Origin of the sequence: Bacillus sp. DB-2 (genome assembly GCF_003315125.1) — a bacterium.
GTDB classification, from domain to species: Bacteria; Bacillota; Bacilli; order Bacillales; family Bacillaceae_G; genus Bacillus_A; species Bacillus_A mycoides.
On sequence record NZ_QNRN01000009.1, the window covers coordinates 47,193 to 62,778 of the forward strand.

At 34.7% G+C, this 15,586-nt stretch carries 15 protein-coding genes and 3 pseudogenes (1 of these 18 running past the window's edge); 11 read left to right on the forward strand and 7 right to left on the reverse strand.

Annotation, left to right across the window (positions count from 1 at the left end):
- Positions 1 to 649, reverse strand: partial view of a BclA C-terminal domain-containing protein gene (locus DET63_RS16370; RefSeq protein WP_113937215.1) — the 5' portion only. 578 nt of this gene lie to the left of the window's left edge; the window shows 649 of its 1,227 coding nt (coding positions 1-649); the start codon lies at positions 647 to 649; the stop codon falls past the left edge of the window.
- Positions 650 to 1,353: 704 nt separating this feature from the next.
- Here DET63_RS16370 and DET63_RS16375 point away from each other — a divergent pair.
- The 7 genes and pseudogenes from DET63_RS16375 to DET63_RS30640 all read left to right on the forward strand — a co-directional run bounded on the left by DET63_RS16375 (position 1,354) and on the right by DET63_RS30640 (position 6,253).
- Complete coding sequence (locus DET63_RS16375; protein ID WP_113937216.1) at positions 1,354 to 1,956, forward strand: DUF6944 family repetitive protein; 603 nt, start codon at positions 1,354 to 1,356, stop codon at positions 1,954 to 1,956.
- A gap of 202 nt (positions 1,957 to 2,158) precedes the next feature.
- A pseudogene (locus tag DET63_RS16380) lies at positions 2,159 to 2,622 on the forward strand (ArpU family phage packaging/lysis transcriptional regulator).
- Between the two features lie 17 nt (positions 2,623 to 2,639).
- Positions 2,640 to 3,164, forward strand: a complete 525-nt coding sequence (locus DET63_RS16385) for a site-specific integrase (protein WP_235661835.1) — start codon at positions 2,640 to 2,642, stop codon at positions 3,162 to 3,164.
- Between the two features lie 305 nt (positions 3,165 to 3,469).
- Positions 3,470 to 3,956: pseudogene (locus tag DET63_RS16390) on the forward strand (DUF2716 domain-containing protein).
- A gap of 277 nt (positions 3,957 to 4,233) precedes the next feature.
- Entirely contained in the window at positions 4,234 to 5,187 is a 954-nt protein-coding gene (locus tag DET63_RS16395; RefSeq protein WP_016093785.1) for a nucleoside 2-deoxyribosyltransferase, read from the forward strand.
- Positions 5,188 to 5,562: 375 nt separating this feature from the next.
- A complete protein-coding gene (locus DET63_RS16400; RefSeq protein ID WP_003193761.1) occupies positions 5,563 to 5,838 on the forward strand; it encodes a hypothetical protein in 276 nt (91 codons plus the stop codon).
- Positions 5,839 to 6,058: 220 nt separating this feature from the next.
- Positions 6,059 to 6,253 (forward strand): hypothetical protein, encoded by a 195-nt coding sequence (locus DET63_RS30640; RefSeq protein ID WP_113937217.1) that lies wholly within the window; start codon positions 6,059 to 6,061, stop codon positions 6,251 to 6,253.
- A 403-nt stretch (positions 6,254 to 6,656) separates the two neighbouring features.
- Here the strand turns inward: DET63_RS30640 and DET63_RS30280 are convergent, their stop codons facing one another.
- Entirely contained in the window at positions 6,657 to 6,803 is a 147-nt protein-coding gene (locus tag DET63_RS30280) for a hypothetical protein (protein ID WP_181777923.1), read from the reverse strand.
- A 380-nt stretch (positions 6,804 to 7,183) separates the two neighbouring features.
- On the opposite strand from DET63_RS30280, the gene DET63_RS16410 reads away from it, so the two are divergent.
- Positions 7,184 to 7,636 carry a CBO0543 family protein gene (locus DET63_RS16410; RefSeq protein ID WP_002191492.1) on the forward strand — a complete coding sequence of 151 codons (453 nt, stop codon included), beginning with the start codon at positions 7,184 to 7,186 and terminating at the stop codon, positions 7,634 to 7,636.
- 464 nt (positions 7,637 to 8,100) lie between these two features.
- On the opposite strand, the gene dltB is transcribed toward DET63_RS16410, so the two are convergent.
- The 4 genes from dltB to DET63_RS16430 all read right to left on the reverse strand — a co-directional run bounded on the left by dltB (position 8,101) and on the right by DET63_RS16430 (position 12,279).
- Complete coding sequence (gene dltB / locus DET63_RS16415; RefSeq protein WP_113937218.1) at positions 8,101 to 9,267, reverse strand: D-alanyl-lipoteichoic acid biosynthesis protein DltB; 1,167 nt, start codon at positions 9,265 to 9,267, stop codon at positions 8,101 to 8,103.
- A gap of 92 nt (positions 9,268 to 9,359) precedes the next feature.
- Positions 9,360 to 9,956 carry a TetR/AcrR family transcriptional regulator gene (locus DET63_RS16420; protein ID WP_113937219.1) on the reverse strand — a complete coding sequence of 199 codons (597 nt, stop codon included), beginning with the start codon at positions 9,954 to 9,956 and terminating at the stop codon, positions 9,360 to 9,362.
- Positions 9,957 to 10,370: 414 nt separating this feature from the next.
- A complete protein-coding gene (locus DET63_RS16425; RefSeq protein ID WP_113937316.1) occupies positions 10,371 to 11,594 on the reverse strand; it encodes a multidrug efflux MFS transporter in 1,224 nt (407 codons plus the stop codon).
- A 115-nt stretch (positions 11,595 to 11,709) separates the two neighbouring features.
- Positions 11,710 to 12,279 carry a cysteine hydrolase family protein gene (locus tag DET63_RS16430; protein WP_078178481.1) on the reverse strand — a complete coding sequence of 190 codons (570 nt, stop codon included), beginning with the start codon at positions 12,277 to 12,279 and terminating at the stop codon, positions 11,710 to 11,712.
- A 114-nt stretch (positions 12,280 to 12,393) separates the two neighbouring features.
- On the opposite strand from DET63_RS16430, the gene DET63_RS16435 reads away from it, so the two are divergent.
- Positions 12,394 to 12,993, forward strand: coding sequence for a TetR/AcrR family transcriptional regulator (locus DET63_RS16435; protein WP_113937317.1), 600 nt, complete (start codon positions 12,394 to 12,396; stop codon positions 12,991 to 12,993).
- Between the two features lie 384 nt (positions 12,994 to 13,377).
- Here DET63_RS16435 and DET63_RS16440 read toward each other — a convergent pair.
- A pseudogene (locus DET63_RS16440) lies at positions 13,378 to 13,902 on the reverse strand (transposase); the annotation flags it as partial.
- Positions 13,903 to 13,986: 84 nt separating this feature from the next.
- Between DET63_RS16440 and DET63_RS16445 the strand changes: the two are divergent.
- The gene (locus DET63_RS16445) at positions 13,987 to 14,694 is read left to right on the forward strand and encodes an IS6 family transposase (protein WP_049946777.1); all 708 of its coding nucleotides are present in this window, start codon (positions 13,987 to 13,989) and stop codon (positions 14,692 to 14,694) included.
- Positions 14,695 to 15,124: 430 nt separating this feature from the next.
- Positions 15,125 to 15,403, forward strand: coding sequence for a hypothetical protein (locus DET63_RS16450; protein WP_113937220.1), 279 nt, complete (start codon positions 15,125 to 15,127; stop codon positions 15,401 to 15,403).
- The last annotated feature ends 183 nt before the right edge of the window (positions 15,404 to 15,586 follow it).

Genomic DNA, 15,586 nt, shown 5'->3' on the forward strand with positions numbered 1-15,586 from the left:
GAGTTATTCCAGTAGGTCCAGTAGGCCCCGGAGGTCCACCAGAAGGTCCGGTTGCTCCAGTTATTCCAGTAGGTCCAGTAGGCCCCGGAGGTCCACTAGAAGGTCCGGTTGCTCCAGTTATTCCAGTAGGTCCAGTAGGCCCCGGAGGTCCACCAGAAGGTCCGGTTGCTCCAGTTATTCCAGTAGGTCCAGTAGGCCCCGGAGGTCCACCAGAAGGTCCGGTTACTCCAGTTACTCCAGTTATTCCAGTAGGTCCAGTAGGCCCTGGAGGTCCACCAGAAGGTCCGGTTGCTCCAGTTATTCCAGAAGGTCCAGTAGGCCCTGGAGGTCCACCAGAAGGTCCGGTTGCTCCAGTTATTCCAGAAGGTCCAGTAGGCCCCGGAGGTCCACCAGAAGGTCCGGTTACTCCAGTTATTCCAGTAGGTCCAGTAGGCCCCGGAGGTCCACCAGAAGGTCCGGTTACTCCAGTTATTCCAGTAGGTCCAGTAGGTCCAGTAGGCCCCGGAGGTCCACCAGAAGGTCCAGTAGCTCCGGTTATGCCGGTTGGCCCAGAAGGTCCAGTAGCTCCAGTTATTCCAGTAGGCCCTATTTGAGGCAAAGGAAAGGAACATGGAAAAGGTATGTGACAATTCTTTTTAAATTTACTCATTTTTACACCTCCCTTATAAATTAACTACCAATTTATATTTATACTTTAACAACTTATGAGTAAACAGACGCACGGGTGTAAGGAGGAAACCTATAATAATTACATAAAAGGTTTTAAGAGCAAGCCTTTATTTCGCATTCCATACCAAAAAGAGCACTATATATAAGTGCTCTTCGTATCAAAGCTCTTAGTGTAAAAGAGTACGTGATACCAAATGAAATTTTTTCATGGGCGTGAAGTATTTGAACAAAAAAGCTATTTAAATACTAAGTTATCGAGATGAAAAATGGTGCACAAAGTTTTTTGTGCACCACTATATATAAACTATGTCTTGTCTTGTTAATAATATGTCTACCGCATAAAATTGTGAACAGATTAAAGAGAAGATTAAAGAGAAGATTAAATTTAAAAGAGCAACCTTTGAGGATGCTCTTATGACCAGTACCATTACTGTAAAAGAATACGTAATATCGGATCTGTATTTTTCAAAAGGTGTGAATTATTTGAACCCAAAATTAATTTGGCACAACAAAGCAGCTAGCTGAAGTAGCTAACTGCTCCAAACAGTGATGTAACTCTAGATGTATGTATAGTATTGACGAAATATTGAGCTTTATTCAGGAGGGAGAGAAGTAGGCCATTAACATGAAGATGCTCCAATACATATCTTGCAAGTAGTAAATTAATGACGGGGTAGATTGAGAATGGATGATCCGATTAAGGAGATAGTTGGCGCATGGTTTGTTGCAGTAGGGACAATTATTGCTGCGATTGGGAGTACACCTTTAAAAAGATTGAACAGCGAATTAAGAAAAGATTTGAGCGTATGGGGGAATGTATTACAGGCAACGGGGAATGGTCTGGAAGCTGATGGACAAGGAGAAATATCCCTTGAATTGATTGGGAGCGAAATCCAATCAATTGGTAATGTAACGGTTCTAACAGGACTCATTATAGAATTTGAAGATGAAACAAAAAAAAAATTAGTAATTGCAGGAAATTGGATACAAGCATTAGGTGGTGTTACATCAATAGGTGGGGAAATAGAAGATAGTTCCAATATGGATGAATCGTATATCATTATCGGGAATGTGTTACAAGCGACTGGTAATTCATTACAGGCAATAGGTGGAATAGATGAATTGAAAGCTAGTCGGGATAAAGTGGAGGGAATTTCGGAAGACGATGAGGAGGATGGGCAGCTTATAGTGATTACGGGGAGTTGGGTCCAAGCGGTCGGTTCAGTAGTTTCATTAATCGGTCAAATAAGAGAAGAAAGCCAAGAGATAGAAGAAAGTATTTCATAGAGGACTTAATAAAATAATCCTTTTCAAATAACAAAGTTACTAAAATATGAGAAAATGATATAATAATACCAATTAAATATTTAGTCCTACTGGAAGAACCAGCGGACATCAAACCATAAAGAGCATAAGTGATAGTGCTCTATGGTTTGGTGTCCGCTTTTTGTTTTTTTATTAATAAAATAGATAAGGAGTGTTTTTATATATGACGCAATTAACTTTCTTACCTAAAATTGATCGTAAAGCAACACAAGTTCGTTTAGAAGAGATTCTTGAAAATGTTCGTATTTATAGAAAATTTGGGATGATTAGAAATGAGGTGAAGGTCACAGCTTCTTGCGAGGTAAGATATCATGGCCCAACAAACATGGTAGGCAAGCCAGCTGAAGATGTTGCTTTAGCAAATGTTGCAATGAGTGAAAGAGAATTAAAATTACAACGTTTATCTTTTCAAATTGATAAACATTAAGTCGATTTAGCAAAAATCAACGAGATATCATTGTAAAACGATATTTGGAAGATGAGGAAGTCTTTGATTATATGGTTTATAACGATATTGGTATGAGTGAACGTACATATAGAAGAAATAAATCAAATGCTTTTTATAAATTAGCATTTGCTCTTAGATTAGAAGTTTATGAGACTGAAGAATCTGGAGGTAATGAATAATGAATTTTGTTTAGCCAATACGTGATCCAGAGCGAATACAACAGCTAAAAGAGTATTTTAAGGAAAAGAGCTTACGTAATTACATTCTCTTCATTATGGGTATTAATACAGGTCTCAGAATCTCAGATATTTTGAAATTGAAGGTAGGGGATGTTAAAGGCAGCCATATATCTATGCGGGAAAAGAAAACAGGGAAAGAGAAACGAATACAAATTACTGCAGCGCTGAAAAGAGAACTTAAATGGTTTATTGTAGAAAGAGAAGACAATGAGTATTTATTGCAAAGCAGACAAGGTAAGAATCGTCCAATTGGTCGTAGCATGGCATATAAGATATTAAGCGGAGCAGCGGCAGAGTTTGGGTTAGATGAAATAGGAACACATACGTTAAGAAAAACATACGGGTATCACATGTACATGCAAACGAAAAACATAGCATTACTTATGGAGATATTCAATCACTCGTCAGAGAAGGTCACGTTACGTTATATAGGTGTAAATCAAGATGCAATGGATAAAGCAATGACTAGGTTTAAAATCTAATCACTGCTTATTTCTTTTTAAATCTAGGGTATTGCAGCATTTTGGAAAAACTCATGCTAAGAGTATGCAAGATTTTATACAGTTCTAGTAACAAACAAGAATCCAAAAACCGTGCTAGGATAGGAATGTATAAAAAAGTGCATAGATCCATAGAACAAAAAAAGAAGGTTCCTTGGTGAGAGTACGGTTTCCTCCCTTTTCCTTGCTACCAATAAAATGTGTTATGTAAATTAGCAATGAATAAAATATACAATTTCATCGTGGTATTTTAATTATATAATAATATTAGAAAGTAGGTACGGAGTTTGAAAGAATGGATTTTGTTAAATGAACAAGAATATGAGAATGTTTGGGATAGATTTTATGATGAATTTGCTTTTAATCCTAATATAGATGGTGAACAGTCATTTAAATTTTCTTGTCCATATATTACTTATGATTTACCTAATTATTTTGAAGGAAAATGGACTGATGACGATGATTATATTTTTGATCATATATTATTGAAAGCTCTTATTTTATGTACCGAGAAACATGAATATATATATGCGTTAGATTGGCATCATGATAGCTACTGGATGAATCCTAGTTTAAATTTAAACTAGGATTCATCAATGGAAAATCCCATTTTTTCCGGATGGAGATTATTATTTCTTTTTGCAAAAAGACTTTAAGTGGGGTTATTTAGGGCATCCATGGGAAAAAGTTATTTATATTTTCGGAGAAGAATTAATCAAGAATTTCAAAGAATTAAGGGCTAGTAGATTAAAAAAGACCAATGAAAAAGTATAAATTTCACTTCCCATATCGATAATTATGTAAATAAGCTGTCCACATGGGCAGCTTATTTTATTTTTCCGCATAGCGTAGGTTATTTTACAAAATGTTGGTGGTATCCCTATACAGTTACTCATAATTTTCGTACTGTGTAACCCAAAAGAGAAAGTTAAATGAAATCAATGATATCAAGGGATTTAGCGAAGGGGGCAGTTACGCACAATATAAGATATGGGTAAGTCGATTATTTATATGTTAAGATTATACTATAAAAAAGAAAGTAGTGATTGTGATGAGTGAAAGATGTCCGGTTTGTCAAAACTCTATTGAGGAACAACAATTAGTGGGAGTGGGAGGAGGACGTGTAGAGCAATATAAATGTGAGAATTGTGGTACATTTTCCATGGCTGAAGAAGCGAGATTTGAATTAAATGTAGAGCAGAAGAGAAAACTTTCTGCAATTTTAAGAAAGAGAACCATTAGAGGGATGGGGAAAATAATGATTTTTCTTAATCGACCAGATAAAAATCTTTCAGAATTTCCGTATCCTATTTATCTTTTAGAGGATCTATTAAGTGAATATCCAGATAGTGCTTCTGATAGGTTGGATGAATCATTAATAAACTTAGCTAAATTGTCCAAATTTCCAGGTGACCCAGTATATATTCGTGAATCAGATAAATCTCTATTTTTTGTACAGAGTGTTCACTTGTTGGAAATGAAATATATAGCGACCCAACTATTTCAGGACGAACTGATTGAGATATCTAAGCTATCGGCAGCAGATTTCCCTGCACATATTACAGTTACAGCGAAAGGGTGGAATCGTATTGCAGAATTAGAAAAAGGAAGAGAAGCGGATAATAAGCAGGCATTTGTCGCGATGTCGTTTAGTCCAAAAATGGATGGTCCATATAAGAATGCAATCACAAAAGCTATAAAAGAGGCAGGATACCAGCCTATCAGAATTGAAGAAGCGGAACATAATAATGACATAACTGATGAAATTATAGTCAAAATAAGACAAAGTAAATTTGTAATTGCAGATTTTACCGGACACAGAGGTGGAGTTTATTTCGAAGCTGGTTATGCGATGGGACTAGGTAAGACTGTTATATGGACATGTAAAGATGACGATTTTAAAGATATTCATTTTGATACTAGACAATTTAGTCATATTAAGTGGTCAACAGAAAACGAATTATACCAAAAATTATTAAACAGAATTAAAGCAACAATTAATTAAAAACATGGCAGAGTCGTGACCGCTTTTTGGCAGTAAATGTGCCGGTTGTTTTGGAGTTAACGTGATATATTTGTATTGTGAGAAGTGGCTTAAAACACAACTCATAAAGATTCCTTTATAATCTATATGTTGTCTAAACGGTTTCATAATGACGGCACATAAAATCCGAAACCAGCAGATGGTAGTGATTGAATGATACCGTTATTAAGGAGAGCTTTTGCTCTTCTTCCAGTTACTTAATATTGTTGGAATAGTGTAGCGACATTTGGTGATTGGAAGAAGAATAAAACTTCATTTACCGTAATTAAAACACAAATCAATAATTGCTATAAAAGCATCCATTCGGGTGCTTTTTATTTTGGAGGAGGATGAATAATAGATTTAACATTAGATGGATTAGAGCGGTGTTTTAATGAGGCTGTAAATGAAGGTGCAGAGTATTTAGCTGTTCAAATCGAAATGGACGGATTCCCTAGTGATGAAGTAATTATTAATCATAAGCAAAATATTGATACTAAGTTAGAGTATTATAGGAAAACGTACAACGAGGATTTAGAATATAGATACGCTCCAGGTATTCGTATTGTTGGATTTGCATATGGCTATTCGTTCTCAGGGATTCAACACGAATTAGGATTATTAGCGGAATAATGATTAAACCAATAGCAATTATCGTAGGCGCTGCCGTGATCTGGGTGGCGTCTTGTTTGTTGTTAAGGGGTGATAAGGGCTGAAATAGACTTGCAATTTGAAGATTAGATAATAATATTATTACTTTAAAATGCAGAAAGTAGACTAATAAACAAGCTGTTTTTAACTTTTAATCATAGAATATGAGGAATTCTATTCTTAAGAGGAGGTAATCATATTTATGGGATGTAATTGTAATTTCAGACATTGCAGAGATTGTAATAGATTTTGGGATGATTTAATGTTTTGCAGACGCAGACATAGAGATTTTGATGACTGTCGTTGTAGACGTGACCGTGACTGCGATTGTGATGATTGTCGTCGTAGACGTAATCATCATCATGACTGTGATCGTGATGATCGTCGAGATTGTTAAATCTCTTTGAACGAGTGCTTTGAAGAAAAGTACTCTTTTTTTATTTTCATAAAAATATGGATTTGGTGGCCTATTTATTTTAATAATTGTATTGTTTATTCTTTTAATTAACATTGGAGATATTTGTTTTTTTACGTTATTTGTACAAATAACATGATAGCATGAAAAGGAATAATTGCTGTACGTATGAATGTACTAACATTCTTTTTCTATTATTATTTTAAATTAACTAAAATGTACATCAATAAAAGATATAGTTCTAGTTCCTGTTGGTTTGTTATGGATAAGTGATGTTATGTAAGAAGGTTGGTACAAGTTAATAGATGGCAATAGGTAAGATGACTCTAACCGATGATGCAAGGGTTAATCTTATCTATTGTCATCTATATTCAATTATAAAGTATTAGAAATCAAGGCTATAGATAACTGGTATATCCATTCTAGGGAAACCGCCCATACCTGTACCAGGGAAACCGCCTATACCCATTCCAGGAAAACCACCCATACCTGTACCAGGGAAACCTATAATACGATGAGAATCTAATGTCATGTTTTCACCTACTTTTTATAAATAGTTCATATTCTTTTACATGCTATGCTTAAAGAATATAAAGGAGCTTATTCTCATTTTAAATTAGGCAGACTAACTACTGATAACGGTAATTATGTGAACGAAGAGTCTCTTAAGAAGATCGGAAGAGACTTTCATAGGTTTCTAGATACCTTGACTGCTGATAAGTGGTTTTATGTAAACTAGATGTGTATATGGGGTATATTTTTGAGAACAAAATAAGAGATAAGCAGCCTTATAATTTAATCATAACTCAGTTGATTGTAATTATCATGTTGCGTTGGTTTGGAAAACTTTTTTAGTTTAAATTATAAGGAGTAAGGTGAAGATGGTTATAAGGAAAGGAAGGTAGAGTCAAGATGTTATTTAATATTCTAATTGCATTTGTGTTACCTTGGACTGTTGGAATTCTTCACCTTTACAAAAAAGAGAGAAGAATTATCCCTCTGATTGGCTCATTCTTTTGTGTCGTTGCTTTTGTCGTAAATGAATTCGGCTTTTATTGTGGTTTTTGGAGGATTGCTCCTTTCCTTGATCAAAAAACTTTTTCTGCGTTACCCTTTAATATAGGAATTTATCCGATTTTGGCAAGTTACTTGATATTCTTTATAAAGAAAACCAAAAGACCTTACTTGATGGTCTTTTTCATATCCCTATTTACTACCCTTCTTGAAATGACATTAGTTTTAAGTGGAGAAATCGTATATGGTAACGGCTGGAATATTATTTGGACATTTTTTTCCTATATCATCCCTTATATGTGGGTGTACTGGTATTACCTCTATTTAAGAAAGTTAGAAGTCATGAACTAAATCCTGAAGGCAACATAATAGAATTCGAATGTTTTTGATTGCCGAAAACGGGAATTATGTAAATACGAACCCCCTTCAGTAAGCAAACTGAAGGGGGTTTTTCTAGATATATTTAATACAGAGAATAATGGATTATGTTAATAAAAATATATGTGTTATTGATAAAAAAAACGCCATCCTTTCTGCATATTTCTACAAAAAGAATAATGTTTTTTTTCGTAATATGGATAGAAATTCTTTTTAATTTAATAATAATGGAGGATAACTGTTTATAAAAAAAATTTATTCTCACTATACTATACTTTCAATTTCTTCTCTACACTAAAAAACATAATAGTTATTAATAGTATCATAAGAGCCATAATTAAAAGAATTATAGAAGAATATCTAAATAATAAACTGACTCCCATGTTTACAAGCGCAAATATGTGTAACTTCTTAGTTGTGAGAAAAGAGGTCATTCATTAAAAAAAATTGTTTAGGTGACCAGAGAAGATTAGGAAACCGAAACATACGAAATGGAATGTAATCACAATTGCAAGGACATGCATGAACGTATTGTTGGGCCAAAATTTATGCTTCTTATTTTTCCGTTCGAAAATATCAAATGAAATAAACAGAAAAATATGATATAGAGCATAAATAATATATTGAGCAATATCATGACCAGTAATGTGCCAAATTCCCATGACAAAAAAGTTTAAAAAGACGCCAATATATGAAATCATATAGCGATTTTTAATGAGCTTTTTCTTTGTTGCAAAAAAGACAAAGCGCATGTAAATAAAATCACGGAGCCAGAATGATAAGCTCATATGCCAACGATTCCAGAAATCTTTAATATTACGACTGATAAACGGTTTATTAAAGTTTTCTGGTGTTTTAATACCCATCATATAACTGACACCAATTACGAATGAACTATAACCTGCGAAGTCAAAAAATAGATATAAACTATAGCTATACATGTAAATCATATTTGATGAAATTGTGTTTTGGTGAGCTAATGTTGCATCTATAATATTTTCTTTTATTAGGTAAGCAAGTATAAACTTATACAGAAAACCTTGGAAAATACGGTTAATTCCCGTGTATAGTAGGTTTTGATATTCTTCAGCGCTTGGTGGTTTTTGAATATCTTTTTGGAACCTGCGATACCTATCGATAGGTCCGGTCGAAATAGCAGGGAAGAACAAAATGAATTCCCAGAAATTAAAAAATGAGCATTCTTTAATTAAGCCATCGCGAATTTCAAATACCATTTGTACTGCTCTGAATGTTACATAAGATATACCAGTAAAAACAATGAATTTTAATTCAGGTACAAATGGTGCGACTTTTGCCAAAATCAATGGCAAAATCGACAAAATAATAGCCATGCAAAACATGAACGTATTATTATTTTGTTTTCTTAGTAGTAAATAGCCTTTAATAAGGACATATTGCCAAATAATAAATACTACTAACATCATTGCTTGATTTGACTTATCCGAGAAGATAATAGCAAGCATAATAAGCGTTAAGATAGCATTATATTTGCGCAACATTTTACCTCTTAATCCAGCTACGATAGTAGGTATCAATAAAATCCCCACTATAGCAAAAAAATAAAATGATCCATATGCGGTCATGCTGTAACCTCACTTTATAATGTTTTGCAATCCTTCATTCCATTTGGTGTCATGGAATAATGGATTGGCACATGAATTTGGAATTATATAGTTTAATAATCACTCATTGCGTTTTTTGGGTTGCAGATGTTAATAAATACTTTTTCTATAATCGCATATGCCGGAGCAATTTGTTCTTCTGAAGCCCCATGCATAACTTGTAACGCTAATCCATTCATCGAAGCCAATAAAGCCCTAGAAAACGCTTCTAGATCTGGGATTTCTACAGTGGAAGTTTGAGCATATTCTTGAATTAGGTCTATCAATTGGTTCTGTAGAACTCGAATTTCTTCCATAATTTTCGGTGACCAAGCTGCTGCTGCCAATAAACTAAAATACACTTTTCTCCATTCAGAACTTTTGAACTGGTGATGTACTACAAATATTAGTTTTTTCATTTTCTCTGAGAAATCTTGTATATTTGAGAGTTCCTTCTGAATTTCTTTAATCTGTTTTTGCATGACATAGGAGGTAGCGTTAACTAATAATCCCTCCTTTGTTGGAAAATAATAATGAATTAAACTTAAAGTAATTCCCGCTTTTGTAGCAATATCTCGTAATGTAATAGCGGTTGTGCCTTTTTCAGCTAAGCATTCAAACGTAGCCATTAGTATTTGATCCCGAGTAGCTGTTTTTTTAGAATTAGACATTGTATTTCACCTTCTCTTTTAGTTTGGTCAACCGACCAATAAATATAAATTTATACTACTCTATTAGAACATTTTTTACAATACTAAGTACCATCCCCATGTCCACCAAGCTAAGGTTTTGATGTACACCTATATGAAAATTATCTTTCTCTACAGTTAGTTATTTTGAGAATTCAGCTCATTTTTTCTTTTTGGGGGTGTCTACTTTTCTTAAGTTGATGGGCATGGGGTCCCTCCTACATCACGCGATTATCTTAACTTCGATGTGAGAACTATTGGAATAACAATGGTTCTCACATCATTTACATGTATTCAAAGTAAAATTGGTTTATATAATAATCGATCTTTTATACTATTTTATCGAACTATAGAACCCCGTGAACAAGGATTTAGAATACCTTTATTTAGAGACCATCAAGTGATTGTTTTTCTTCTTAATAAGTCTTCTTCTTTTAAATTAAGCTTTTTATATACTCTGTAGTAAACCCACACAGCATTTATCAGTAACAATGTACTTGTAATAAAAAATACATATCGGATACCTATATGGGCCGCCACTTGCCCTCCTAGAACAGAACCTCCAAATACACCCATATATCCTGCTGACATGTTAAAGCCAAAAACCCTACCTGTTAGAGCAGATGGTGTGATTTTCTTAATTAAAACGTTGACTGCAGGAGCCAAGCCAGCTGTGGTTAATCCCAATAAAAATTGAAGTACCATTAACTGCCAAGGATTTTTCACAAAGGCTTCTGGTATAAAAATGAGTCCCGCTACTACAAGGGCGACTAATATTACTTTCTGGGGCCCTATTTTATCGGAAATTTTACCCAATCTTGGTGCGGCAATTATATTTGCCATCCCTGAAGCAGAGAATACGATACCAGCTATCATTGCAATATGACTAGTATCACGGGACAATTGAGTCACATATACTGTGATGATTGGTTCCATTGTATACAATGCCATATATATTATAAAAAAAGTCACAAACATGGTAAGAGTTAAGCTCTTTTCAGGTACATTCCTCCATGTTTCCTTGGCACTAAGCACTTTTTTGTCCTCGCGGTTGAAGGACTCCTTTACAAATAAAGCGGTAATAATAAATGCAATAAGCATCATTGCCCCCGTTATAAAGAATACATTTTGTAATCCAAAATTCTCCGCCATGAAGCCACCGATCATGGGTCCAAGTAAAGAACCCGAAATACTTGCCGTTGAAAGGGTACCTAAAGCCCACCCTGAATGTTCCTTTTCCGTCTGAGTTGCAATTAGTGTAGTACAGGCTGAACTGTATCCTGTTATTACACCCTGTAATAATCTTAATCCTATCAATACATATACATTCGAAGCAAAACCCATACTACCTATAACTATTGCCATACCAAGGCTCGCCCGCAAAAGCATTGGTTTTCGTCCGTATTTATCCGCAGCAAGCCCCCAAATTGGTGAAAAAATGGCAGAAATAATAAAGGTTATGCCGAAAGAAAATCCGGACAACTGTGCAATTAAAGCTGCATTATCAACTCCAAGATGCTTGATATAAAGCGGCAACACTGGTGCAAGCTGACTCATTCCCACACCCGTGACAAACATCCCAAACCAGCAAACAATTAAATTTCTTTTCCAAATCGGCATGAGTATAACCTGTCCTTTCATTTTTTTATTTCTATAACAAATGATGTTCTGAGTAAAATCAAACAAACGCCACTTTAGGAGAAAATCCTTGAGAGGCGTTTGCTTAGTTATGATATTAATCCAGTGTTTTAATCCAAGCGTCAACAGTAACCACATCTGCTTGACGAGGGAATACCTTTTCCATAAGAACGCGGTGAACCTCAGAATCGGCATCTAGACAAGCATCAGAAAGTACCGTTATTGCAAAGTCTTTGTCTGCTGATTCCCTTAAAGTGGATAGAACCACACCGCTTGTAGAAATACCGCAGAGAACAAGCGAATCGATTTGCTGTGCACGGAGGATAACCTCCAGATTACTACCAGCGAATGCACTAAATCTGTACTTCGTTACAACAGGTTCATTTGCTTCAGGCTGAACAGATTCGTGAATTTGTGTCCACGCATCCGAGATAGTCATTCCGCCCATTTTAGTAATGGCTGAGAATCCTTTATTTTGTGGACTCACTTCTGGATAGCCTTCGCTAAATCCTAATCGAATAAAAATAACAGGAATATTATTTTGGCGTGCCGCTTCAACAGCTTTCTGGAATGGAAGTAATACATCTTTATTTTCTGAGAAACGTGATACAATACCATTTTGTAAATCCATAACTAATAATGAGGGTTTACTATTTTGATTTTGCATATTTGCATAACTCCTTTACAATAGGTTAAAATCAAGTGGAGAGTTCTCCGTTTAAGAATTATAAGTGGAGAGTTCTCCGTTTGTCAAGGGATATAAATGTTAGGGAGTGATGGTATGGCAAATAATCAGAATACAGCCCATAATCGGACTGAGCGACGTGACGCTGCCGAGAATCGCCAACGTATATTAAATACGGCTCTTAGGCTATTTGAACACAATGGTGTTGAACAAGTCAGTATGAATCAAATAGCAACAGAGGCAGGAATTGGTGCAGGAACGCTTTATCGCCGTTATAGAAATAAAAGTGAGTTGTGTCTTGATTTGATCAAAGATAATATTGATATGCTTTTTGAGAATATCGAAGCATACTTGAAGCAGAACCAGACTGAGCCGCCAAATCAACGAATAAAAGGCGTACTCAGCTTATTTGTCCGTTTCAGAGAAAAAAAGGCACAATTGCTTACAGGAGTAGAGAATTCTACTTCAAGTAATCCACGATCAAAGGATAAGAGTCCTTTATATTATGAATTGCATCAGCTATTCGTAGAATTATTTGACGAGATGCATAGAACCGAGAAAAACCAACCTAACAGCGTCTTTAGAGCTGATATGTTACTGGCTGCTTTGAGCAGTGATTTCTATTTGTTTCAAAGAGAAATCCGTGGCTATTCGGCTGATATGATTTTGGAGCAACTTTGTTTAACGTTTTGTTAAGATATGAATAATGTCAATTTGCAATTTATCAATTTCATTATATATTTTATAAAAAAGAAGACATAATGAAATTGCCACCATAAAAGGTTCCTTAAATGGGAATCTTTTATCTTTATATCTCCCTTTTCTATCTTCAACAATTAATTCTGCCAGTTAGCAGAATAATTTCCATTTCCAATTATTCCTCCCTTCATTATTTACTATACATACTATAAAAATCAGTATAGTTATATAGTCTTTAAAGGGGTATCGCCACATCGCTATCAAGCTAAGCCCGTGTAACGTCAATGATAAGCAAGATTGTTTCTTTTTTTCGAAAGTCTATACGTAGATGCTTTAAAGATTTGCATACGAAATAAACCCTAACGGGTTTCCTTTTTTGAATTAAGCTGCTTGGTTATCAGACATGGTACAATTATAAACGACACCTAATATATCAAAGACTGTTTTCTTCTCATACCTAGGGGATTTCCGCCCGTTTTGCTGTAGGAGATTGAACAGGCGAAGTAACACCTTTGATAGCTCTTGGGTGTTTTTTTGTATAGTTTGGAATAGAAGAAGAAAATAGTCTTTAATCATATATATGGCTTTATACTCACTAAGCTCTCGTTTTTTCTTCATGAGGAGTAATTGGCGCATTTGAAACATGATAGAAGAACAGAGTAGAATGGCAATCAATTGACCATATAAATGGCACTCCAATCGTTCTGGTTTTATCTTTTTACAATGATGGATTTGAAAGAATGACTTCCACGTTTTAAATAAAATTTCGATTTGCCAACGCAAAGAATATCAGTCATGTACCTGTCCCATCGGGACAATATCTATAGGGGTGTTGGTCATATATACATTGATACCACTGAGTCGTTTACTACGAGGAGAACACTTCATTCCTTTCTTTTTTCTCTTACAACTTGATCTGGTTCTGGTGCAAAAAATCTATAAAACTTGGACATACTGATATTACTACTCTAGAAAAGGTGTGTGATCAGTATAAAAAAGGAAAATTTATTCAAATGGAAGCATTATCAGCCTGATTTAATTTTGTTAACGGTAAGATGGTACCTACGGTATAACCTCAGTTTTCGTGATTTGGTGGAAATGATGAAGGAACGGGGCTTATCTATTTCTCATACCACGATTATGCGTTGGGTTCATCAGTATGGTCCTGAATTGGACAAACGAATTCGTCGTCACCTCAAGCAAACCAATGACTCTTGGAGAGTTGATGAAACATATATAAAAGTTAAAGGGCAATGGATTTACCTGTACCGTGCTGTTGATTCGAAAGGAAACACAATCGATTTTTGTCTAAGCAAAACAAGAGACCGAAAGGCTGCAAAGCGCTTTTTCAAAAAAGCTTTGCGGTCTTTTCATGTATCAAAGCCACGTGTGATAACAGTCGATAAGAATCCGGCTTATCCTATAGCAATTGAACTGTTGAAAAAAGAAAAAAGCATACCTGATGGTATGCAACTTAGACAACAAAAGTACTTGAATAATATAGTAGAACAAGATCATCGCTTTATAAAGAAGCGTATCCGTTCTATGCTAGGGCTCAAATCTTTTGACACAGCTATATCCATTCTTTCTGAAGTAGAAGCAATGCATATGATTAAAAAAGAACAGATTAATTTACGGAACCAGTCTATCCAAAATCAGAAAGAATTCGTCCATCAATTGTTTGGACTTGTAGCATAAGATACGATTCCGTTAGGAATATATATGCTTTATTCTCTTTTACTTTATTTTTGCACCAGAACCTGCAGGAAGAAATACACGCGTCTTGATATACATTCTTTCAACGTTGTGTAAAGGGAATTGGCGAAAATGACATTAAGTAGCCGACTCTACGGAGTATAAACAAGAAGATTCTTAGTCTTCTCCAAGTCACCGAACTAACCAAATGTGAAGCGTGTAGCTAATATATAGTGTTGCGGTGACTTGGAGAAGGTTGGGAGTTATCTTGACCTTGGAAGAGGAACTTTTGCCATTTGTTTTTTTATTTCTCTCTATTAAATATGTGAACTATGGGGATTTTTATAAAACGTAATTTTTGAATTATATAATAAAAGTATATATAATTATACTGATGTAAATATATTAACTGGTTAAAAATGGGGAAATAAAAATGAAGATTAAATTTGATGTAGTTAAAGATGAAAATTTTGATTTTACTTTATTAGAAACAAAATTGCTGAAAACTTTTAAAGAAGTAGATAATGTAGCAATAATTGAAAAGGTTGAAGATAAAATTTTTGAAAAAGATGATGTGCAAACCCATTTAGTGGAGATTACTATTAATGTTACAGGAAATAATATTGGATATAGATCAGCTTCAGCTAGTATATTCATTGTTCTAGAAAGTCTATCAATAGAGCTATTCAATATTAATATTAGTATACATTAAGCATCCAAAACGGGTGCTTTTTTCTTTGTTATATAGAAATTACACATTAAAACAGTGAAAATTCTAATAAGACAAGCATATGATGAATTCGTGACGAGTTATCATATGAGGTGAAACTTGGGGCACCATACTTATTTGTTGAAGGGTACCTAATGACGGGTACTCTTTTTATTTTGCACCTTT